The sequence below is a fragment of the Comamonas sp. UBA7528 genome (assembly GCF_002479375.1).
Classification (GTDB): domain Bacteria; phylum Pseudomonadota; class Gammaproteobacteria; order Burkholderiales; family Burkholderiaceae_C; genus Comamonas.
Map to the genome: position 1 here is coordinate 459,744 of NZ_DLMU01000014.1, position 20,184 is coordinate 479,927.

The 20,184-nt window shown below is 66.6% G+C and carries 22 protein-coding genes; 8 read left to right on the forward strand and 14 right to left on the reverse strand.

Annotated features, from left to right (window positions below; translation table 11 throughout):
• Nucleotides 1–3 precede the first annotated feature (3 nt).
• The gene (locus tag B3349_RS17745; RefSeq protein ID WP_291590712.1) at nt 4–1,023 is read left to right on the forward strand and encodes a DNA-3-methyladenine glycosylase 2; all 1,020 of its coding nucleotides are present in this window, start codon (nt 4–6) and stop codon (nt 1,021–1,023) included.
• 22 nt (nt 1,024–1,045) lie between these two features.
• Here B3349_RS17745 and B3349_RS17750 read toward each other — a convergent pair whose 3' ends face one another.
• The 6 genes from B3349_RS17750 to B3349_RS17775 all read right to left on the reverse strand — a co-directional run bounded on the left by B3349_RS17750 (nt 1,046) and on the right by B3349_RS17775 (nt 6,720).
• The gene (locus B3349_RS17750) at nt 1,046–1,687 is read right to left on the reverse strand and encodes a 3'-5' exonuclease (RefSeq protein WP_291590713.1); all 642 of its coding nucleotides are present in this window, start codon (nt 1,685–1,687) and stop codon (nt 1,046–1,048) included.
• Between the two features lie 4 nt (nt 1,688–1,691).
• On the reverse strand, nt 1,692–2,996 hold the full coding sequence (kynU, locus tag B3349_RS17755; protein ID WP_291590714.1) for a kynureninase: 1,305 nt from the start codon (nt 2,994–2,996) through the stop codon (nt 1,692–1,694).
• An 85-nt stretch (nt 2,997–3,081) separates the two neighbouring features.
• Nucleotides 3,082–3,723, reverse strand: coding sequence for an arylformamidase (gene kynB / locus B3349_RS17760; protein WP_291590715.1), 642 nt, complete (start codon nt 3,721–3,723; stop codon nt 3,082–3,084).
• A 79-nt stretch (nt 3,724–3,802) separates the two neighbouring features.
• Nucleotides 3,803–5,167: an amino acid permease gene (locus B3349_RS17765; protein WP_291590716.1), complete on the reverse strand. Its 1,365-nt coding sequence runs from the start codon at nt 5,165–5,167 to the stop codon at nt 3,803–3,805.
• Between the two features lie 124 nt (nt 5,168–5,291).
• Complete coding sequence (locus B3349_RS17770; RefSeq protein ID WP_291590717.1) at nt 5,292–6,089, reverse strand: AraC family transcriptional regulator; 798 nt, start codon at nt 6,087–6,089, stop codon at nt 5,292–5,294.
• Between the two features lie 10 nt (nt 6,090–6,099).
• On the reverse strand, nt 6,100–6,720 hold the full coding sequence (locus tag B3349_RS17775; RefSeq protein ID WP_349682199.1) for a LysE family translocator: 621 nt from the start codon (nt 6,718–6,720) through the stop codon (nt 6,100–6,102).
• A gap of 243 nt (nt 6,721–6,963) precedes the next feature.
• On the opposite strand from B3349_RS17775, the gene B3349_RS17780 reads away from it, so the two are divergent.
• Genes B3349_RS17780 through B3349_RS17790 form a run of 3 tightly spaced genes read left to right on the forward strand, consistent with a single transcriptional unit; the run spans nt 6,964 to nt 9,438 of the window.
• Entirely contained in the window at nt 6,964–7,254 is a 291-nt protein-coding gene (locus B3349_RS17780) for a FeoA family protein (RefSeq protein WP_066536565.1), read from the forward strand.
• Nucleotides 7,251–9,227, forward strand: coding sequence for a ferrous iron transporter B (feoB, locus tag B3349_RS17785; protein WP_291590719.1), 1,977 nt, complete (start codon nt 7,251–7,253; stop codon nt 9,225–9,227). Before B3349_RS17780 ends, feoB begins: the two co-directional genes overlap by 4 nt.
• A gap of 13 nt (nt 9,228–9,240) precedes the next feature.
• Nucleotides 9,241–9,438: an ADOP family protein gene (locus B3349_RS17790; protein ID WP_291590720.1), complete on the forward strand. Its 198-nt coding sequence runs from the start codon at nt 9,241–9,243 to the stop codon at nt 9,436–9,438.
• A gap of 64 nt (nt 9,439–9,502) precedes the next feature.
• Here B3349_RS17790 and B3349_RS17795 read toward each other — a convergent pair whose 3' ends face one another.
• The 5 genes from B3349_RS17795 to B3349_RS17815 form a co-directional block, all read right to left on the reverse strand.
• A complete protein-coding gene (locus tag B3349_RS17795) occupies nt 9,503–9,823 on the reverse strand; it encodes a YkgJ family cysteine cluster protein (RefSeq protein ID WP_291590721.1) in 321 nt (106 codons plus the stop codon).
• Nucleotides 9,824–10,048: 225 nt separating this feature from the next.
• Nucleotides 10,049–10,414, reverse strand: coding sequence for a YkgJ family cysteine cluster protein (locus B3349_RS17800; RefSeq protein WP_291590722.1), 366 nt, complete (start codon nt 10,412–10,414; stop codon nt 10,049–10,051).
• A gap of 111 nt (nt 10,415–10,525) precedes the next feature.
• Complete coding sequence (locus tag B3349_RS17805; protein WP_291590723.1) at nt 10,526–10,786, reverse strand: hypothetical protein; 261 nt, start codon at nt 10,784–10,786, stop codon at nt 10,526–10,528.
• Between the two features lie 37 nt (nt 10,787–10,823).
• Nucleotides 10,824–11,747, reverse strand: a complete 924-nt coding sequence (argF, locus tag B3349_RS17810) for an ornithine carbamoyltransferase (protein ID WP_291590724.1) — start codon at nt 11,745–11,747, stop codon at nt 10,824–10,826.
• Between the two features lie 19 nt (nt 11,748–11,766).
• Nucleotides 11,767–12,963 carry an aspartate aminotransferase family protein gene (locus tag B3349_RS17815; RefSeq protein WP_291590726.1) on the reverse strand — a complete coding sequence of 399 codons (1,197 nt, stop codon included), beginning with the start codon at nt 12,961–12,963 and terminating at the stop codon, nt 11,767–11,769.
• 278 nt (nt 12,964–13,241) lie between these two features.
• Between B3349_RS17815 and B3349_RS17820 the strand changes: the two genes are divergently transcribed.
• A complete protein-coding gene (locus B3349_RS17820) occupies nt 13,242–13,559 on the forward strand; it encodes a DUF3579 domain-containing protein (RefSeq protein WP_066536546.1) in 318 nt (105 codons plus the stop codon).
• A 249-nt stretch (nt 13,560–13,808) separates the two neighbouring features.
• Here B3349_RS17820 and rpsT read toward each other — a convergent pair whose 3' ends face one another.
• Entirely contained in the window at nt 13,809–14,099 is a 291-nt protein-coding gene (gene rpsT / locus B3349_RS17825) for a 30S ribosomal protein S20 (protein WP_066536543.1), read from the reverse strand.
• Between the two features lie 181 nt (nt 14,100–14,280).
• Here rpsT and murJ point away from each other — a divergent pair, with 181 nt between their 5' ends.
• Both murJ and B3349_RS17835 read left to right on the forward strand, forming a co-directional pair.
• Nucleotides 14,281–15,840: a murein biosynthesis integral membrane protein MurJ gene (murJ, locus tag B3349_RS17830; RefSeq protein WP_291590728.1), complete on the forward strand. Its 1,560-nt coding sequence runs from the start codon at nt 14,281–14,283 to the stop codon at nt 15,838–15,840.
• A gap of 30 nt (nt 15,841–15,870) precedes the next feature.
• On the forward strand, nt 15,871–16,719 hold the full coding sequence (locus B3349_RS17835) for a SirB1 family protein (protein WP_291590730.1): 849 nt from the start codon (nt 15,871–15,873) through the stop codon (nt 16,717–16,719).
• Between the two features lie 274 nt (nt 16,720–16,993).
• Here the strand turns inward: B3349_RS17835 and B3349_RS17840 are convergent, their stop codons facing one another.
• Nucleotides 16,994–18,061, reverse strand: a complete 1,068-nt coding sequence (locus tag B3349_RS17840) for an AI-2E family transporter (protein WP_291590732.1) — start codon at nt 18,059–18,061, stop codon at nt 16,994–16,996.
• A gap of 33 nt (nt 18,062–18,094) precedes the next feature.
• Nucleotides 18,095–19,147 carry a phosphoribosylformylglycinamidine cyclo-ligase gene (purM, locus tag B3349_RS17845; protein WP_218333693.1) on the reverse strand — a complete coding sequence of 351 codons (1,053 nt, stop codon included), beginning with the start codon at nt 19,145–19,147 and terminating at the stop codon, nt 18,095–18,097.
• A gap of 334 nt (nt 19,148–19,481) precedes the next feature.
• Between purM and hda the strand changes: the two genes are divergently transcribed.
• Nucleotides 19,482–20,183 carry a DnaA regulatory inactivator Hda gene (gene hda / locus B3349_RS17850; RefSeq protein WP_291590897.1) on the forward strand — a complete coding sequence of 234 codons (702 nt, stop codon included), beginning with the start codon at nt 19,482–19,484 and terminating at the stop codon, nt 20,181–20,183.
• Nucleotide 20,184: the final 1 nt, after the last annotated feature.

The window sequence follows — 20,184 nt, forward strand, 5'->3', positions numbered from 1 at the left end:
AAGATGCCTTCCCTGCCTGTCCAGAAAATCCCGGCGGCACTGTGCCATGTGCAGCCAATGCCTGCGGTGTACCGGCTGCAGGAAGTGCTGTCCTTTCACCAGCGCGATGCCGAACAGCTGGCAGAGCAGGTCACGCTGGGGGCCGACGGCCTGCCACGCTTGCGCAAGGGGCTGGACTGGGAAGGCCAGGCGGCCTGGCTGGAGCTGGTGTGGGAGGCTGCGGCCCCGTCCGCGGCCGACCCGCTGCAGGTGCGCGCCACGCTGCACCTGCCTGCGCACCAGCGCGTTGATGCCAGCACCCAGGCCCGCTGGGCCGCCACCGTGCGCCGCATGCTGGGTCTGGCCTATCCGCCCGAGGCGCTGGAAACCGCCCATGCCGATCACCCGCTGCTGGGCCCGCTGCTGCGTTCCCAGCAGGGCCTGCATGTCCCGGCGGCCCCCACCGCCTGGGAGGCGCTGACCTGGGCCGTCACCGGCCAGCAGATCAGTGTGGCGGCGGCTGTGGCGCTGCGCCGCCGCTTGATCCGCGCCGCCGGCACGCCGCTGGCGCCGGACGGCCATGGCGATGCGGGGGCCGCTGGGCTGTGGACCTATCCCAGCGCGGCCCAGGTGGCGCAGCTGGGACCGGATGGGCTGCGCGCTGCCGGCTACTCCCAGTCCAAGACCCGGGCGCTGCTGGCGCTGGCCGCAGAGGTGGACAACGGGGCGCTGCCGCTCGAAGACTGGGTGCAGGCCAGCGATGCCGGCACGATGCCTGCGGCGGACATGGACACGGCCATGCAGCAGTTGCTGGCCGTGCCGGGCATCGGCCCCTGGACCGTGCACTACACGCTGCTGCGCGGTCTGGGCTGGCCCGATGGCAGCCTGCACGGCGATGTGGCGGTGCGCAAGGCCCTGGCCCGGTTGCAGGGCGTGGAGCGCATCACCGAGGCCCAGGCCCGTGACTGGCTGGCGCCGTTTGCCCCCTGGCGCGCGCTGGTGGCAGCGCACCTGTGGGCCTCGCTGTCGGCCAAGGCGTACTAGGCAGACGGGAAGCCCGGGCCGTTTACAGGCCCGGTAGCTGCGGTTGCGTCTGTGCCTGCGACAGCCGCTGCAGCAGCAGCGCCAGGTGTTTCTTCTGGCAGACCTGCAGCTGCTGCAGCAGGGCATGGTGGGCATCGGGGATGTGCCAGCGCTGGTGCAGGTCGGCCTGCATGCGCAGCAGCAGGTGGGCCGTCATCTCGGCGTCGGCCAGCGCGCGGTGGGCCTTGTCGGCGGGCGGCAGTTGCAGGTGGCGCACGATGCGGCCCAGCGAATGGCTGGGCGCTTCGGGGTAGAGGCGGCGCGACAGCAGCACGGTGCAGGCGAAGGGCTGTTGCGGTGGGATACCCAGGCGCTGCAGCTCGTCCGCCCAGAACTTGCTGTCGAACGAAGCGTTGTGCGCCACCATGGGGGCATCGCCCACAAAGGCCGCAGCCTCGCGCATCACGGTGTCGGCCGCAGGAGCGCCCTCCAGCATGGCATTGGTGATGCCGGTGAGCTGGGTGATGCTCCAGGGCATGCGCTGCCCGGTGTTCATCAGGCTCTGGTAGCGGTCCACGATGCGCCCGCCCTCGATCAGCACAATCCCCACTTCGGCCGCCCGCGCGCCGTGCGCCGGGCTCATACCGGTGGTCTCAAAGTCGATGATGGCAATGTGTTGGGCCATGGGTTCAGGTCACCGCATGCACCTGGTTGAATTGCGGCTGGCGCCATTCCCCCGATTCCAGCACCTGGCGCAGGTGCTCCACGGCATGCCACACGTCTTCAAAGCCCACGTACAGCGGGGTGAAACCAAAACGCAGGATGTCCAGGTGCTTGCCGCCGTCGCCCTTGCGGAAATCGCCGATCACACCGCGCGCGATCAGGGCCTGGACAATGGCGTAGGCGCCGCTGTCCTTGCCGTCCACGCCCAGGCCTTCGCTGCGGGTCAGGCAGACCTGGGAGCCGCGCAGGGCGTGATCGCCGGGGGTGGCAAAGCCCAGCCCATGGCCCGGGCAGCGTTCCTGCACCAGTTGCATGAACAGATCGGTCAGTGCCAGCGATTTGCGGCGCAGCGCGGCCATGCCGCCATACGGCTCGGCTTCGGTGAACACATCCAGCCCGCATTGCAGCACGCTCAGGGACAGGGCCGACTGGGTGCCGCACAGATAGCGGTCGATGCCGGCAGCCGGCTGGTAGTCAGGCGTGAACTGGAAGGGGGCGGCATGGCCGAACCAGCCCGACAGCGGCTGCCAGAAGCGGTTGATCAGCCGTGGGTGGGCCCAGACAAAGGCCGGCGAGCCGGGGCCGCCGTTCAGGTATTTGTAGCTGCAGCCCACGGCAAAGTCGGCATTCGCGCCGTGCAGGTCCACCGGTACGGCGCCGGCGCTGTGGCACAGGTCCCAGATGCACAGAATCCCCTGGGCGTGCGCAGCGGCCGTGAGCTCCTGCATGGCATGCATGGCGCCGGTGCGGTAGTTGACATGGGTGAGCATGCAGATCGCCACATCGGGCTGCAGGGCCGCGGCAATCTCTTCCGGCTCCAGCAGCACCAGCTCCAGGCCATAGGCCTGGCAGACGGACTGGGCGATGTACAGATCGGTGGGGAAGTTGCTGCGTTCGCTGATGAGCTTCTTGCGTGCCGGCGCGTCTTCCTGGGCGATGCGGGCGGCGGCCGTCAGCACCTTGTACAGGTTGATGGAGGTGGTGTCGGTGAACACCAGCTCACCCGGGCCGGCACCGACCCAGGGGGCAAACTGGTCGCCCAGGCGCTGGGGCAGATCGATCCAGCCGGCGCTGTTCCACGAACGGATCAGGCCCTGGCCCCATTCCTGTTCCACCACCCGCGCAGCGCAGGCGGCGGCGGCCTTGGGCTGGGCGCCCAGGGAGTTGCCGTCCAGGTAGATCACCCCTTCGGGCAGGGCAAAGCGCGCGCGCAGCGGGCGCAGCACATCGTTGGCATCCAGGGTGCGGCAGTCTTGCAGGGTCAGGGGCATGGAAAGTTGTCTCGTTTCGGATAGCAGCTTGCGTGCAGGGGCATGGCGCAAACCGCTGATTCTCGCTGGAATGTGCAGCGGCGGGTCACAGGGCGCGCAGCACGGCGCGCACCGGGGAGGCATCGGCTTCGGTGAGCTTGAGCGGCAGGGCAATCAGCTCGTAATCGCCTTCGGGCACCGCGTCGAGCACCAGGTTCTCCAGCACGCGCAGATTGCGCTGGCGTATGACCTGGTGGCTGTCCAGGGTCTTGCTGCTGGCCGGGTCGATGCTGGCAGTGTCGATGCCGATCAGCTGCACGCTGAGGTCGGCCAGGCGCTGCACCGTCTCGGGTGCATAGGCGGCCAGCGCACCATCCCAGGTGGTGGGGGCCTGCTGGTAGGTGCGCACCAGCACGCGTGCGGGCAGATCGGGCGTAATGGCGTGCGCGATATGTTGCCATTCGATCAGCGGCCCGCAATCGATGGCGTGGACCACGCGGCAGCGGCCCAGGAACGGGGCCAGATCGACCGCACCGATGGCAGCGCCCTGCGGGTCGTAGTGCAGCGGCGCATCGGCGTGGGCACCCACATGGGGACTCAGCGTGATGGCGCTGACATTCACCGGGCAGCCCGGGCCGATGGTGGCGCACCACTGCTGGCTGTACGGCGTGTCACCCGGGAAGACCGGTGCAGCGGCGTGGATGGCGGGGGAGATGTCCCACAGGGTGCGTTGGGTGTCAGCGGTCATGGCAGCAAACAAAAAAGCCTGCGACCGGAGGCGGACGCAGGCTGGGCAGTATGGTCGGTTTTGGGCCGGGCTGCAGCGTTCAGCCCTTGTTGCGGCGCAGCAGGTACAGGCCGGCCAGCACCGCCAGCCAGGGCAGGCCGAAGGCCAGCGTCAGGCGGAATGCGGGGGTGAAGGCCGTGGTCAGCAGCACGGCGCCCATCAGCACGGCCCCCAGCAGCGTCAGCCACGGAAAGCCCCACATGCGAAAGGCAATGGCCGGCGCCCCTTCGCGCATGCGGTGGCGACGGAACGCCAGGTGGGTGACAAACACCATGAACCAGGCAAACATGGCGCCGAACATGGCAATCGACATCATCCAGACGAACGATTCCTTGGGCCAGAACGCATTGATGAACATGGCCACGGCCGCGCCCAGGCTGGACACCAGAATGGCGGCCACCGGCACCCCGTTGGCATTGGTCACGCCGAACACGCGCGGCGCCTGCCGGGCGCGGGCCAGGCTGAACATCATGCGCGAGGTGGTGTAGAGCTGGCTGTTCATGGCCGACAGCGCGGCCACCAGCACCACAAAGTTCAGCACGCCGGCGGCGAACGGAATGTCCAGCACCTGCATCACCCGCACAAACGGGCTGGTCTGGGTGGCGGCATCGGTCCAGGGCACGATGGCCAGCATCAGCGCCAGCGTCAGCAGATAGAACAGCACCAGGCGCAGCACCGTGGTCTTCATGGCAGTCTGCACCGCCTGCTGTGGGTGCTGGGCTTCGCCGGCCGCCACGGCAATGGCCTCCACGCCCAGGTAGCTGAACATGGCCACGATCACCCCCAGCCACATGCCCCAGGCGCCCTTGGCCCAGAAGCCGCCGCCTATCTGGTAGTTGGCAAAGCCGATACCGGGTGTGGACGTGCCGAACACCACATAGGCACCGATCAGCACAAAGGCCACGATGGCCGCCACCTTGATGGCCGAGAAGCTGTATTCCACCGCGCCGTAGACCTTGACGCTGCGCAGGTTCACGCCAATCAGCACGGCCGAGAAGAGGCCCACCCAGACCCATTGTGGAACGTCCTTGAACCAATAGGCCATGTACATGCCCACGGCCGTCACCTCCATGCCCACGGCCAGCACCAGGGCGGCCCAGTAGGCATAGCGCACCACAAAGCCCGCCATCGGGCCCAGGTAGTACTCGGCATAGGCCCCGAACGAGCCGGATGTGGGGTGGGCCACGGTCATCTCGCCCAGGCAGCCGATCAGCAGCAGGGCAATGAAGGCGCCGATCGCGTAGCTGACCAGCACCGCCGGCCCGGCAAAGCCGATGGCAAAGGCGCTGCCCATGAACAGGCCCGTGCCCACGGCGCCGCCGATGGCGATCATCACCATCTGGGCGCTGGTCAGGTGTTGCTGCAAGCCGGTTTCGCGTTGCTGGATCTGCTGAAAATCGGCCATGCGTCGATTCCGTTCAAAGGGGGTGCCAAAACCCTCAAGTATCGGTGTGTTCGCGTCTGGCGATGGCAGGGCTCGCAGATTGCCGAGGTCTGCTGCGGTGGTTTAGGGCCGCCGCCGGACGGCTTCAGGGTCGGGCGCCCTGGGCATAGCGCCCGGGTGTCAGTGCATGGTGGGCCTTGAAGGCGCGCTGCAGATGGGCCTGGTCGGCAAAGCCCATGGCGTGGGCAGCATCGGCCAGCGCAGTCCCCTCGGCCAGCATCCGGCGTGCACCGTTCAGGCGCAGGTTCAGGCGGTAGGCCCCGGGCGTGACACCGGTGGCCGCCTTGAAGTGGCGGATAAAGCGCGAGGCGCTCATGCCTTCGGCACGGGCCAGATCCTGCACACTGGGTGTCGCATCCGGCTGGCGGTGCAACTGCTGCAGGGCATGGTGTACCGCCGCATCGCGGGCCGGGAGGGGGGACTGCGCCGCCAGCGGGTGGGCGATGGCGGGCTGGCGCAGCAGGGCGGTCAGTGCCTGCGTCCAGGCCGCGGCATCGCCCTCCAGCAAGGTCTGGCACAGCTGCTGCACAGTCGCCGTGGCTGCCGCATCGTGCCGGGCGCGTTGCACAAAGCGCAGGCCCGCGACCCCCAGCTGGGCGTGCAGCCAGTCGGCCTGCACATAGAGCATGCGGTAAGACCAGGCCGCCACCTGCGCCGGGTTGCAGGCATGCCAGACGCCGGGCTCGATCAGCACCACGCTGCCGGGGGTCATGGGCTGCGCGCCATCGGCATGCTGGAACACGGCGCTGCCGGCATCCACAATGCCCAGCGAATATTCCGCGTGCGTGTGCAGCCGGTAGCAGTGGGGGGACTGGCGGCTCACGCGCAGTTCGGCCCAGGGCAGGGCCGGGTGGCGGTGGAACTGATGGGGCTGGGCAGTCATGTCCGGCGCATCATGCCAGCATGCCCAGTACGCTGGCCACAAGCAGGGCTGCCAGGGCATAGTGCAGCGCCTGCTGGCGCCGGGGCGTGGACAGCCAGCCGGTCAGCACCCGCCCCAGCAGCGCCCAGCAGCCGACGCCCAGCAGGCAGGCCAGCAGCGAGATGGCACACAGCAGGTACAGGGCTGCGGGGCCGTCTTTTGCGCTGGGCAGGGCAAACACGCCCACGGCCGACAGGGCAAACAGCCAGGCCTTGGGATTGAGCGTCTGCACCGCCACACCCTGGGCAAAGGCCTGGGCGGCCGGGGTGGGCCGGAGGGGCGGGGTGGTGCCATCGGCAGCCTGGGGGTGGGCGGCGGCCCGGGCCAGGCGCCAGGCCAGCCACAGCAAATAGGCCGCGCACAGCCATTGCGCGGCGCCTGCCAGGCGCGGCAACCCGTCCACCAGCTGCCGGGCGCCCTGGCCCATGCACCAGACCACGGCGGCGTAGCTGACACTGGCGCCCAGCACATACAGCAGCGCAATATGGCGCGGAGCCTGGCTGCCATGGCGCAGGGCCAGCACATTCACCGGGCCGGGCGTGATGGCGCCCACCAGGGCGAAACTGGCCATGGCCAGCAGCGAAGACAGCAGGGAGGGGGAGAGGAGTTCGGTCACAGCGGCGCACTGTGCGCGGCGGCGCTGGATCTGTATTGAACGCAATTGCGCACGGCCGGCAACGGCGGCTCGGGAGGGGACGCCGCCGGGAGGGGGCGCTCCCGCCCCTATGGCCCTGTTCACAGGATGGCCGCTGACACTCCAGTTCTGTCCTGGCGCAAGACAGAGCGGGGTGTTTGGAGTGAAAATGAGAATAAGTAGCGATTGATTGCGTGTTTCATGAATAGTTTTGCTTTGCCCTCCGGCGCAGCGGCCACCATTGGCCTGGACCAACTCGCGCGGCAGGTGCCGGCACGGGTGGTGGATTTGCTGGCCAGCGACGAACCTGCCAGCCAGGAAGCGCTGCTGCGCCTGATGGAAATCGGTTTTCTGCCGGGCGAGCCAGTGCGCATCATCGCCACCGGTTTTCCCCAGGGAGACCCGCTGGCCGTGCGCATTGGCCAGGCCACGTTTGCGCTGCGGCGCCAGGAAGCCGCTCTGGTGCGGGTGAGCGTGGAGGCCGCAGCATGAACGCGCGCGACGACCGCACACCGCAAGGCGCCACCGTGCAGCTCATTGCCATCACCCCTATCACCTCCACTGCCGCGTCGTCCACCGGGGCACAGCCCCTGCGGGCAGCGCTGCTGGGCAACCCGAACTGCGGCAAGACCGCCTTGTTCAACCTGTTGACGGGCGCCCGCCAGAAGGTGGCCAACTACGCCGGCGTGACGGTGGAGCGCAAGGAAGGCTGGCTGCACACCCCCGCTGGCCGGCGGGTCCGGGTACTGGATTTGCCCGGCACCTACAGCCTGCATGCGCACAGCGAAGACGAACGCATCACCCGCGACATCGTCACCGGCGAACATGCGCGCGAGGCACCGCCCGAACTGCTGGTCTGCGTGACCGATGCCACCCACCTGCGCCTGAACCTGCGCCTGGTGCTGGAAGCCCGCGCCCTGGGTCTGCCCATGGTGGTGGTGCTCAACATGAGCGATATGGCCCGCCGGCAGGGCATTGTGGTGGACAAGGCCCGCCTCAGCGCCGCGCTGGGCGTGCCGGTGCTCGAAAGCGTGGGCGTGCGCCAGGACGGCGCCCAGGAACTGTTGGCCTGGCTGGACAGCGATGCAGCCCACCAGCTCCAGGCTCCCGCGCTGGACGGCCGTTCGCAGACCCAAGCCGGCCACAACACCCGTGCCGGTCTGCTTGCTTTGCACCAGGATGTGACTGCCATTCTGCAGGCGGCCGTGCAGGTGCCGCCGGTGGACAACCAGCGTGACGACCGCATCGACGCCGTGGTGCTGCACCCGGTGTGGGGCACGCTGCTGCTGCTGGCCACCTTGTTCCTGATGTTCCAGGCCGTGTTCAGCTGGGCCGAGCCCTTGATGGACGGCATCGAAGGCTCCGTGGGCTTTGTCGGAGAATGGGTGGGCAGCGTGATGCCCGATGGCGTGCTGCGCAGCCTGCTGGTGGAGGGCGTGATCGCCGGCACCGGCGCGGTGCTGGTGTTCCTGCCGCAGATCCTGATCCTGTTCTTCTTCATCCTGGTGCTGGAAGACTCGGGCTATCTGCCACGTGCCGCCTTTCTGCTGGACCGCATCATGGGCACGGTGGGCCTGTCGGGGCGTTCCTTCATTCCGCTGCTGTCCAGCTTTGCCTGTGCTGTGCCGGGCATCATGGCCACGCGCTCCATCCCCAGCTGGCGTGACCGCCTGCTGACCATCATGATTGCCCCGCTGATGACCTGCTCGGCCCGTCTGCCGGTGTATGCGCTGCTGATCGCGGCCTTCATCCCGGAGCAGAGCGTGGGCGGCATATTCAATCTGCAAGGCTTGGTGCTGTTTGCGCTGTACATCGGCGGCATCGCAAGTGCCATGGCGGTGGCCTGGGTGGCCAAGCTGGCCCGCACCGACAAGTCCCGCACGCCGCTGATGCTGGAGCTGCCAGCCTACCGCTGGCCCAGCCTGCGCAGCCTGGTGCTGGGGCTGTACGAACGTGCGCTGATCTTCCTGCGCCGTGTGGGCGGCATCATCCTGACGGTGAGCATCGTGCTGTGGTTTCTGGCCAGTTACCCGTCGGCGCCGGAGGGTGTAACCGAGGCAGCCATCCGCTACAGCTTCGCCGGTCAGATCGGCGGCTGGCTGGAAGTGGTGCTGGCGCCCATCGGTTTCAACTGGCAGATCGCCATCGCCCTGGTGCCCGGCATGGCCGCGCGCGAAGTGGCCGTGGGGGCATTGGGGACGGTGTATGCCTTGTCGGCCGCAGGCGACGACGCCATGGCCCAGCAGCTGGGTCCGCTGATTGCCAGCAGCTGGTCGCTGGCCACGGCCCTGTCGCTGCTGGTCTGGTTCGTGTTTGCGCCCCAGTGCATTTCCACGCTGGCCATGGTCAAGCGGGAAACCAATGGCTGGCGCTATCCCTTGATCATGACGGCGTATTTGTTCGGCCTGGCCTATGCCGCCAGCTTCGTCACCTACCGGGTGGCGGTGGCGCTGGGCTGGGGTTAAAGGAGATCAGGCCATGTGGCAGGAAATCATTGTGGGCATCATCGTCGCCGTGGCAGCCGCCTCGCTGCTGTGGCGCTATCTGCCGGCGCGCTGGCGTCAACGGGCCGGGCGCGTGCACCCGGCACTGGCCCCGGCAACGCCCAGCGGCAGCTGCGGCGGCTGCAGCGCGTGCGGCGGCGACAGCTGCTCGGACACGCGCAAGTCCTTGTGAACAGCGCTCCAGGGGGGCTGCAGCCCCTGCAGTCCACCCTGCGGCGCAGCGGGGTGAGCGCGGCCTACAGCAGGCCGCTTTCCAGCGCCGGCAGGCCGATGCGCAGCCGCACGCGGTTGCAGGCATCGGAGCCGGCCGCAAATTCCCGGCAGGGCGAAGGGCGCCACTCGTAGATCCCGCAGTGGGCTTTTTCACCCACCGTACCCACCAGCGCGGCGCAGCGCGGCCGGGCGTAGTCCGTGCCGCGCATGCGGCAGCTGTGCTCGGTGATCTCGTCGGCCAGCCCGGCCGGTACGCGTCCGCCATGGACTTCGGATTCATAGACCGAAAAATCCACGCGGAAGGCGGCGCAGCAGGCGCCGCAGGCAAGGCAAGGGTGGGTCATGGCGGGCGGGCGACAGAAAGTGGGTGGCGGATTGTGCCTGCAGCGCGCCGCCGGTGCAGCCTGCAGGCACGCCGGTAAAGCGGCGCGGCAGGTTTTTCAAAAACAGGAGCTGCCTGTGCCCTGCGGCACATGCTTGCGGCGCAGAAAAGCACGGAAGTTACGGGAGCGCTGCCCCCGCAGCCACCTGCACCAACCGGGATGTCGGGCAGTGCGGCGGCGGCGCCCTCAGGCGGCTTCCAGCCAGGGGGCTACGTCTTCCTCGCTCAGCGCGGGCAGGCCGAATTTGGCGCGGGTGTCGTGGCAGCCGTAGGAGGCAAACGGGAAGTCGCGGCAGGGGCGCGAGCGCTGCTCGTAAATGCCGCAGCCCACGCAGTTCTCGCCCAGGTGGGGCAGTGCGGTCAGGGCCACGCAGCGTACCGGGTGCTTTTCGGTGCCGTTCATGCGGGCCCGGTTGCCTTTGCCGGGCACTTCATGGGCCAGGTGGTCGGGCACGGTGCCGCCCATGGATTGCAGCTCGTAGACGGAAAATTCCACGCGGTAATTGGTGCAGCACACGCCGCAGGTTACGCAGGGATGGAGGGATTGGCTCATCGTGTTTCTTCAGGATCGGGGCACAGGCAACCGGCAGCGTTTCCGCACCGGAAAGCCGCCTGTCACAGGGAAAGCAAAGGCCACGCCGGGGGCGTGACCGCTTGCGGCCCACTAGGTGTGGCCTTGAAGAAACTTCAGATAGAAGGTGTGGATGCGCACATAGAGCGCGCGCACCCGGGCCGCAAAACGCTTGCGCGGCCCGTAGACGGAGGGCACGCGGCTGTGGCGTGCGATGTGCGGCTGGCGCAGGGCCTGTGCACCGCCGCACTGGCCGTAGCGTGCATCCCCCAGGCAGGGGCGCAGCGGCCAAAAAAACACCGCCAGCCGGCGCAAGGCCTGCAGGCGGTGTGGTGTGCCGGGGCTCGGATGCATGGTGTTGGGGGTATGCAGGTGAGCCGGGCGTGGCGGATCAGCCGGGTTGGCGGCCCAGCAGCAGGTATTCCATCAGCGCTTTTTGCACGTGCATGCGGTTCTCTGCTTCGTCCCAGACGACGGATTGCGGGCCGTCGATGACGTCGGCCTCCACTTCCTCGCCGCGGTGGGCGGGCAGGCAGTGCATGAACAGGGCGTCGGCTTTGGCCGCGGCCATCATCTCGGCGTCCACGCACCAGTCGGCAAAGGCCTTCTTGCGTGCTTCGTTCTCGGCCTCGTAGCCCATGCTGGTCCACACATCGGTGGTCACCAGGTCGGCGCCCTTGCAGGCGTCCAGCGGGTTCTGGAAGACTTCGTAGCAGCCGGGGTGCACGGGCTTGCCGTTGAAGGCCAGCTGTTCATCCACTTCATAGCCGCCGGGGGTCGACAGGTGCACCTTGAAGCCCAGCAGATCGGCCGCCTGCAGCCAGGTGTTGGCCATGTTGTTGCCATCGCCCACCCAGGCCACCACCTTGCCCTTGATGGAGCCGCGGTGCTCGATGAAGGTGAAGATGTCGGCCAGGATCTGGCAGGGGTGGAACTCGTTGGTCAGGCCGTTGATGACGGGCACGCGCGAGTATTCGGCAAAGCGCTCGATCTTGTCCTGGCCGAAGGTGCGGATCATCACCAGATCGGTCATGCGGCTGATCACGCGGGCGCTGTCCTCGATGGGCTCGGCGCGGCCCAGCTGGCTGTCGCCCGTGGTCAGGTGCACCACGGAGCCGCCCAACTGGTACATGCCGGCTTCGAAGCTCACGCGGGTGCGGGTGCTGGCCTTCTCGAAGATCATGGCCAGTGTGCGGTCGCTCAGCGTGTGGTGCTTCTCGTAGCCCTTGAACTTTTTCTTGATCAGGGCGGCGCGCTCCAGCAGGTAGTCGTACTCGTCGGCGGTGAAGTCGCTAAATTGCAGGTAATGCTTCATGCAGTCCATCCTAACGCGTTCAGGCTGCCAGCACGGCTTGCACCAGCGGCTTGAGGCGGGTGACCAGCTCATCGGCTTCGGCGGTGGTCATGATCAGCGGCGGAACCAGACGGATCACGGTGTCGGCAGTCACGCTGATCAACAGACCGGCCTCGGCAGCCTGGCCGATCAACTGGCCGCAGGACTTGGACAGTTCCACGCCGATCATCAGACCCTGGCCGCGCACTTCCACAAAGCCGGGGATGCTGCCCAGCTCGGACTGCAGCTTGGCCTTCAGGTGTTCGCCCACGGCGGTCACATGGTCCAGCAGCTTGTCTTCTTCCATGATGCGGATGGTTTCCACCCCGGCGCGCATGGCCAGCGGGTTGCCTCCGAAGGTGGAGCCATGGTTGCCCGGCTGCAGCACGGTGGCGGCCTTGCCGTGGGTGACCACGGCCCCCACGGGCACGCCCGAGCCCAGGCCCTTGGCCAGGGTCATCACGTCGGGGACGATACCGGACCACTGGTGGGCAAACCACTTGCCGGTGCGGCCCATGCCGGCCTGCACTTCGTCCAGCATCAGCAGCCATTCGTTGGCGTCGCACAGGGCGCGCACTTCCTTCATGTAGTCGGCGCGCATCGGGTGCAGGCCGCCTTCGCCCTGGATGGGCTCCATCATCACGGCCACGATGTTGAGGTTGCCGGCGGTGGCCGCCTTCAGCGCTTCGATATCGTTGGGGGCCACGCGGATGAAACCGTCCAGCAGCGGGCCGAAGCCGTTGCGCACCTTGGGGTTGCCGGTGGCGGTCATGGTGGCGATGGAGCGGCCATGGAAAGCATGGTCATAGACCACGATCACCGGCTTTTCGATGCCCTTGTCCACGCCGTACTTGCGGGCGATCTTGATGGCGGCTTCATTGGCTTCCAGACCTGTGTTGCAGAAGAACACATTGGTCATCTGGGCGCGCTCGGTCAGCAGCTCGGCCAGCTGCTCCTGGCCAGGCACGTGGTAGTAGTTGCTGGTGTGGATCAGCTTGGCGATCTGCTCCTGCAGTGCCGGCACCAGCTTGGGGTGGTTGTGGCCCAGGGTGTTGACGGCAATGCCGCCCAGACCGTCCAGGTATTCCTTGCCGTTCACATCCCACACGCGGCAGCCTTGGCCTCGTTCCAGCGCGATGGGAACGCGGCCATAGGTGTTCATTACGTGGGGCGAGGTTGCCTCGATGTGAGCGGTCATGAATACTCTCCTGACAAAGCAGTGGTGGCGCATATCTTGCTAGTATTTTGGATACTTGCTGCACGATGGAGCGCCAGGTTGGCAAAGCGCAATTCTAGAGTGCGCGTGCTGTGCGAGAGTTGAGGATTGCGCATCACAGCCATGCGAACGCACCCAGGTTCTGGTCGGGTAGCTGCCGCGCAATAAGGCCGGTCTTGTATAAGAGCTAGAATCCGAGGGCTTGGCACACCTGGTGGCGATCCTGCAGTTGTGGCCTGTCTCTCTTAGAAATCGATCCGATGGTCTCCCCTACCTCCAAAGAACTCTTTATCCAGGGCGTCACCCTGGATGGAAAAACCTTCCGCCCCAGTGACTGGGCCGAGCGCCTGGCAGGGGTGATGAGCCAGTTCCGGCCTGGTGGCGCCACGCGCGGCAGCCACCTCAGCTACTCGCCCTGGTGCGTGCCCACCTCGATCGACGGGGTCAAGTGCGTGATCATTCATTCCGATCTGCGCGCCCATGAGCCCATGGCCTGGGATTTCGTGCTGAACTTTGCCAAGGACAACCGCCTGCAGGTGGTGGAGGCGTGCACGCTGCCGGATGCGCCCGAGGCCTGACCACGGCCTTTTGAGGCGACAGAGCAGACCGAGGGCTTCCGCAGGAAGCCTTTTTTATGGCCGCAAATTTTGGGGGATGCCCTGCAGCTTGGGGAGAGCCACCGCCACAGCGGCGGTCCAGGCCCACTGCGGACCCACATCATGCAGGCACAAAAAAACCGCCCGAGGGCGGTTTCTTTGTTTCGCTGGCAGCGCACCGAAGCAAACAGCAGATGGCCGGAGCCATCCGTGCGATGCCTAAAGTGACTTTTAGGCGGCGGCCAGGGCCTTGACCTTGGCGGACAGGCGGCTCTTATCGCGAGCAGCCTTGTTCTTGTGGAAGATGCCCTTGTCGGCAATCGTGTCCAGCACGGACTGCGCCTTGGCGAACAGTTCGGTGGCCTTGGCCTTGTCGCCGGTCAGAACAGCCTTTTCGACGTTCTTGACAGCGGTGCGGTACTTGGAACGCAGCGAGGTGTTGGCTGCGTTCAGCTTGACGTTTTGGCGAGCGCGCTTGCGGCCGGAGGCCAGGCGGGGGTTCTTTTTGGCTTTGGTTGCCATGATCTATATTCCTTGAGTGTGTCTGGGATGATGCCAGCGAAGCCGAGCAGTATAGCATTCCCGGTGGCCCCCTGGGTTCCGCATCTCCGAAGGGCCGGGCCAACGCATGGGGGCATGCACGGCGGCACGCGGCACAGCCCGGGCGCCGGCAGTGGGTGTCCGCTCTCGCTACACTGCCGGGGTGTCACTCTTCAAAGCTGCCTCCACCGTCTCCCTGTTCACGCTGGCCTCCCGCGTCACAGGCCTGCTGCGCGATCTGATCATGGCCTCCATGTTCGGGGCCAATGCCCTGACGGATGCCTTCAATGTCGCTTTTCGCATTCCCAATCTGTTTCGCCGGCTGTTTGCCGAAGGGGCCTTCAGCCAGGCCTTTGTGCCGGTGCTGGCCAGCACCAAGGCCCAGGAAGGCGAGGAGCGTACGCGGGCGCTGATCTCCGATGTGGCCACGGTGCTGTTCTGGGTGCTGCTGGTGGTGTGTGTGGTGGGCGTGGTCGGTGCCCCTGCCCTGGTGTGGCTGCTGGCCAGCGGGCTGGAGCAGGATCCCGGTGGCATGGACGCCGCCGTGCAGATGACGCGCTGGATGTTCCCCTATATCGGCTTCATGTCGCTGGTGGCGCTGTCGGCCGGGGTGCTGAACACCTGGCGGCGCTTTGTGGTGTCGGCGGCCACGCCGGTGCTGCTCAACCTCAGCATGATGGCGGCGGCATGGTGGCTGGCACCGTACTTTCAGTCGCGCGGGATCGAACCCATCTATGCCATGGCCGCCGGGGTGATGCTGGGCGGCGTGCTGCAGCTGGGGGTGCAGATTCCCGCACTGCGCGGCCTGGGTCTGCTGCCGCGCATCGGCATGTCGTGGTCGGCCATCCGAGAGGCCTGGAGCGATGCCGGGGTGCGCCGCATCCTGCGCCTGATGGGGCCTGCGCTGCTGGGCGTGGGCGTGGCGCAGATCAGCCTGATGATCAACACCCAGATCGCCTCGCACCTGGCGCCCGGCAGTGTGACCTGGCTGTTTTATGCGGACCGCCTGATGGAATTCCCCACGGCCATGCTGGGCGTGGCGCTGGGGGTGGTGCTGACGCCACAGCTGGCTGCCGCCAAGGCGGCGGGGGACAGCGAGAAATACTCCGCCATGCTGGACTGGGGTCTGCGCCTGGTGCTGCTGCTGGCCGTGCCCTGTGGTGTGGGGCTGCTGGCCTTTGCCACGCCCTTGGTGGCCACCTTGTTCCACCGCGGCGCGCTGCATGCCAGCGATGTGGGGCAGATTGCCATCGCCCTGATCGGCTACGGCGTGGGGCTGGTGGGGCTGGTGGCGATCAAGGTGCTGGCGCCGGGCTATTACGCCAGCCAGGACATCCGCACCCCTGTAAAGATTGCTATCTGTGTGCTGGTGTTGACGCAAATTTTCAATTTGCTGATGGTGCCCTGGTTGGCCCATGCTGGGCTGGCACTGTCGATAGGGCTGGCGGCGTTGGTGAATGCCGCCTGGCTGCTTGTAGGACTTATCCGACGCAAGGCCTTCGTGCCGGCGCCGGGCTGGGGCAAACTATTGATGCAGGTCACGGCGGCCGCCATTTTGCTGGCGGTACCCTTGCTGTGGTTTGCACAATCTTTTGACTGGCTGGCGCTGGGCGAATGGAAGCGCGCCGGCCTGATGGCGGGAGCGTTGGCGCTCTCCTCCTGTGTGTATTTCGGGGTATTGGCAGTGACTGGCTTGCCCTTGCGCAAGCTGTTGCGCCGGTGATCCCGTGCTCAGCAGCGTGAGATGAATCGAATGACGCTTGATTTTGGACTGCCTACCCCACTGGAATATTTTGAAACCCTGGTGCGCCGCGATGAGCCGCGCCTGCTGCTTGAGGCGGCCATCAGCCTGGGGCAGGATGCCGATCCGCAGCTGGATATCGAAGACGCGCTCTACCAGTACGAGCGTACGCTCAAGCTGCTGCGCGACTGCGTGCCATGGGGCGCCAACGGCCTGCAGCGCCTGACCATTCTGAACCAGTTCTTCTACGAAGACCTGGGCTATGCCGGCAACCACAACGACTTCTTCCACCCGGACAACAGCTATTTGCACCGGGTGATGGACACGCGCCGCGGCATTCCCATCTCGCTGGGCGTGCTGTGGCTGGAGCTGGCCCATGGCATCGGCCTGACGGCGCACGGGGTGTCGTTCCCGGGGCATTTCCTGGTCAAGGTGCAGCTCAAGGAAGGCATCATCGTCCAGGATCCGCTGACCGGCCAGGGGCTATCACATGCCCAGCTGGGTGAGCGCCTGGAGCCCTTCAAGCAGGCCTGGGGCCTGGAGCAGGAGGACATGGCACCGCTGGCCATGTACCTGCAGCCGGCCGGTCACCGCGGCATTCTGGAGCGCATGCTGCGCAACCTGAAGAACATCCACCAGCAGCAGGGCGATGAGGTGCAGACGCTGGCCGTGATGAACCGCCTGATCACGCTGAACCCCACCGCCTGGGGCGAGTACCGCGACCGCGGCCTGGTGCGCATGGAACGTGGCGAGCGCCGCGCCGCCATGCAGGATCTGCAAACCTATGCACAGCACGCCGGGGCCGCGCAGGATCTGGACATGGTGGAAGAGCAGCTGGCCCAGCTGCGTGCCAGTTCCTGAGTCGGTGCTGGCGAGCCTGTGGGCACCCCTTGCACCGGTGGCTAGTGTTGGAGGATAGAAGCCTAGGGTAGATCCAGATGAAGAGCAGTGCGCAGGCACTGCTCTTTTTTTGCGCGGGGATGGTGGGCCAGATCCCACGGAGCCAGAAGGCGGGGCGGCAGCCAAAAAACGTGCTGCGGGCTATGCCACGGGCACTTGTGGCGGGTAGGCGGTAGATGGGGAATGGCGTTTGCCTGTGGCCGCGGACAGGAGGGCGCAGCCTGCAGCCGTTGCGTCAGATCATGCGCGCGTCGTGCAGTTCTTTTTTCAGGTAGGCGTAGAACAACGGGGCGGCCACCAGTCCGGCGGGGCCGAACACCGATTCGGCCACGAACATCACCGACAGCAGCTCCCACACGGCCATGTGGGTGCGCTGGCCTATGACCTTGGCGTTGATCACGTACTCGGCCTTGTGGATCAGGATCAAAAAGGCCAGGCAGGCGGCAGCGGCAATCGGGGAGACCGACAGGCCCACCACCGTCAGCACCACATTGCACAGCAGATTGCCCACGATGGGAATCATGCCGGCCACAAAGGTCAGGGTGATCAGGGCCGGGGTGTAGGGCAGGGACAGGTCCCACACCGGCAAAATGATCAGCAGGAACAGCGCGGTCAGCAAGGTGTTGAACAGCGCAATCCAGAACTGGGCGGCCACGATCTGGCGGAAGGACTCTCCCAGCAGCGTCACACGGCGGTGCAGCGCCTGGGTCAGCGGGTGGTGGGGCACGGTCCGTGGGCGCACGGCGGCCAGGGCGCCGATCAGCAGGCCCACATAGGCGTGCAGCACGCCGGCCAGCCAGGCTTTGCCGGCCATGGCCAGGGTGCCGGCCTTGTTGGCCAGGTAGTTGGCAATGATGTGCTGGATCTCGGCCGCCCCCTGGGGCAGCTGGGCCGTCAGGTCATGCGGCAGTTTGTCGCGCAGCTCCAGCACCGTGCGTGCCAGGTAGTCCAGCAGTTCGCGGTACTGTTGGGGCGCGTCGACGATGTAGCTGCGGGTGTGGGTCAGGGCGCCGGTCAGCAGCAGCAGCGGTGCCAGCATGATGATGCCGGCTGCCAGATTCTGGACCCAGCGCTCGGGCATGGCGCCCGAGGGACGGCGCTGCAGCCGGGTGATGCCGCCGGCCAGTGCGCGGGTGAGCAGAAAGCCCACGCAGGCGCACAGCAGGCCGGGGAGCAGGCCGCGCCACATCACCAGCAGCAAGGCCCCTGCCATCAGCAGATAGCTGGCGATCACTACACCGCGTGGCGGCGTGGGGGGCGAGGAAGGACAGATGCTGGGAAGCTGGGAAGAGTTCTGGCCCATGGTGTCCGCGCCCTGCTGCTGTTTGCTGCGCGATCAGCGAACCTGAACGGCAGCGCCTTCGCTGCGCTCGACGATCTGGCCGATCTGGTAGACCGTCTCGCCCAGGCCACGCAGCGTGGCCGCAGTGGCTTCGGCGTGTTCGGCGTCGATGACCAGCACCATGCCGATGCCGTTGTTGAAGGTGCGGTTCATTTCCACATCGTCAATGCCGGCGGTTGTCTGCAGCCAGGCAAACAGCTCGGTCTGGGGCCAACTGCCGGCCTTCAGGTCGGCGCCCGTGCCTTCGGGCAGCACGCGGGGGATGTTTTCCAGCAGGCCGCCGCCGGTGATGTGGGCCAGGGCCTTGATGGGGTGCTGCTCCAGCGCGGCCAGCACGTTCTTCACGTACAGGCGGGTGGGTTCCATGATGGCGGCCTTGAAGGGCTTGCCGTCCAGCGTGGCAGGTACCGTGCCGTTGGCTTCGGCGCGCTCGATGCACTTGCGCACCAGCGAGAAACCGTTGGAGTGCACGCCGTGCGAGGTCAGGCCCAGCACCAGGTCGCCGGGCTTCACGTTCTGGCCGGTCAAGATCTTGGACTTCTCGACCGCGCCCACGGCAAAGCCGGCCAGGTCGTATTCGCCATCGGGGTACATGCCGGGCATTTCAGCGGTTTCGCCGCCGATCAGGGCACAGCCCGACAGCTCGCAACCCTTGGCAATGCCGCCCACCACGGCGGCTGCCGTGTCCACATGCAGCTTGCCGCAGGCAAAGTAGTCCAGGAAGAACAGCGGCTCGGCGCCTTGCACCAGCACATCGTTCACGCTCATGGCCACCAGGTCAATGCCGACGGTGTCGTGCATATTCCACTCGAACGCCAGCTTGAGCTTGGTGCCCACGCCGTCGGTGCCGGAGACCAGCACGGGTTCCTTGTAGCGCTTGGGCACTTCGAACAGTGCGCCGAAGCCACCGATGCCTGCCATCACGCCTTCACGCATGGTCTTCTTGGCCAGCGGTTTGATGCGCTCGACCAGGGCGTCGCCTGCATCGATGTCAACGCCAGCGTCTTTGTAGGAAATGGGGGTGGAGGCAGAGGTGGAGGAGCTCATGGGGTCGTCAGTGCAGGAGATGCCCTGGGGCGGGCTGAATCTGCTGATTCTAAGGCGAGACCCCATTCACCGGGCTGGTGGTACGGCGTTTGCAAGGCCTTTTGTCCTTGTCGCCAGCCCTGCGTTGCATGCCTTCTGTCCATGGGGTCGTGCGCTACGGTCTAAAATCCCCCAGCGCAGCCTTGTTACGGGTTGTGTGCAAGGCGCTCTGCTTCGGTGGGGCGCACTGCCTGTCCCTTGTTCTGTCTGGAATGCTGCTGCCCTTGTCTGTGCCTGCTTTGATCGTCTGGACCCTGTCGGTCCTTCCCCGGGAGGAGGCCTGCGCATGGCCGCGATGAAGCAGCTGGCCCTGGACATCGGCCTGGCGACCGGCCCTTCGCTGTCGCGTTTTTACGAAGGCAGCAACGCCGCCGTGGTGCAGCATCTGCGCACCTGGGTGGGGGAAGGCCTGTCCTCGGATGCCGCCCGCGCCCCGGTGCCCACCTACCTGTGGGGGGTGTCCGGTTCGGGCAAAAGCCATTTGCTCAAGGCGGTGCACGCCGCGCTGCGCGAGCAGGGCGCCGAAGTGGGCTGGATGGATGCCAGCACTGGCTTCCCCCCGGAATTCGACGAGCGCTGGGCCGCCGTCATCATGGACGATGTGCACCTGTACACCCCCATGCAGCAGTCCCGGGCCTTCAACTGGTTCGTGAATGCGATTGCGCCAACGTCCGGCTCGCCGCGCTGGGTGCTGGCCGCAGGCGACGCCCCTCCGGCCGATCTGACCTTGCGCGACGACCTGCGCAGTCGCCTGGGCTGGGGCCATGTGTTCCAGCTGCACCTGCTGGACGAGCCCGAACGCCGGGCCGTGCTGCGCCAGGAAGCCGACGCACGCGGCGTTTTCCTGAGCGATGATGTGATGGATTACATGCTCAATCGCTTCTCGCGCGATCTGGGCAGCCTGATGCAGCTGCTGGGCATGCTGGACGGTTTTGCGCTGCGCAACAAGCGCGCCATCACCATTCCGCTGCTCAAGACCATGCTGGAAACCGAGTAGG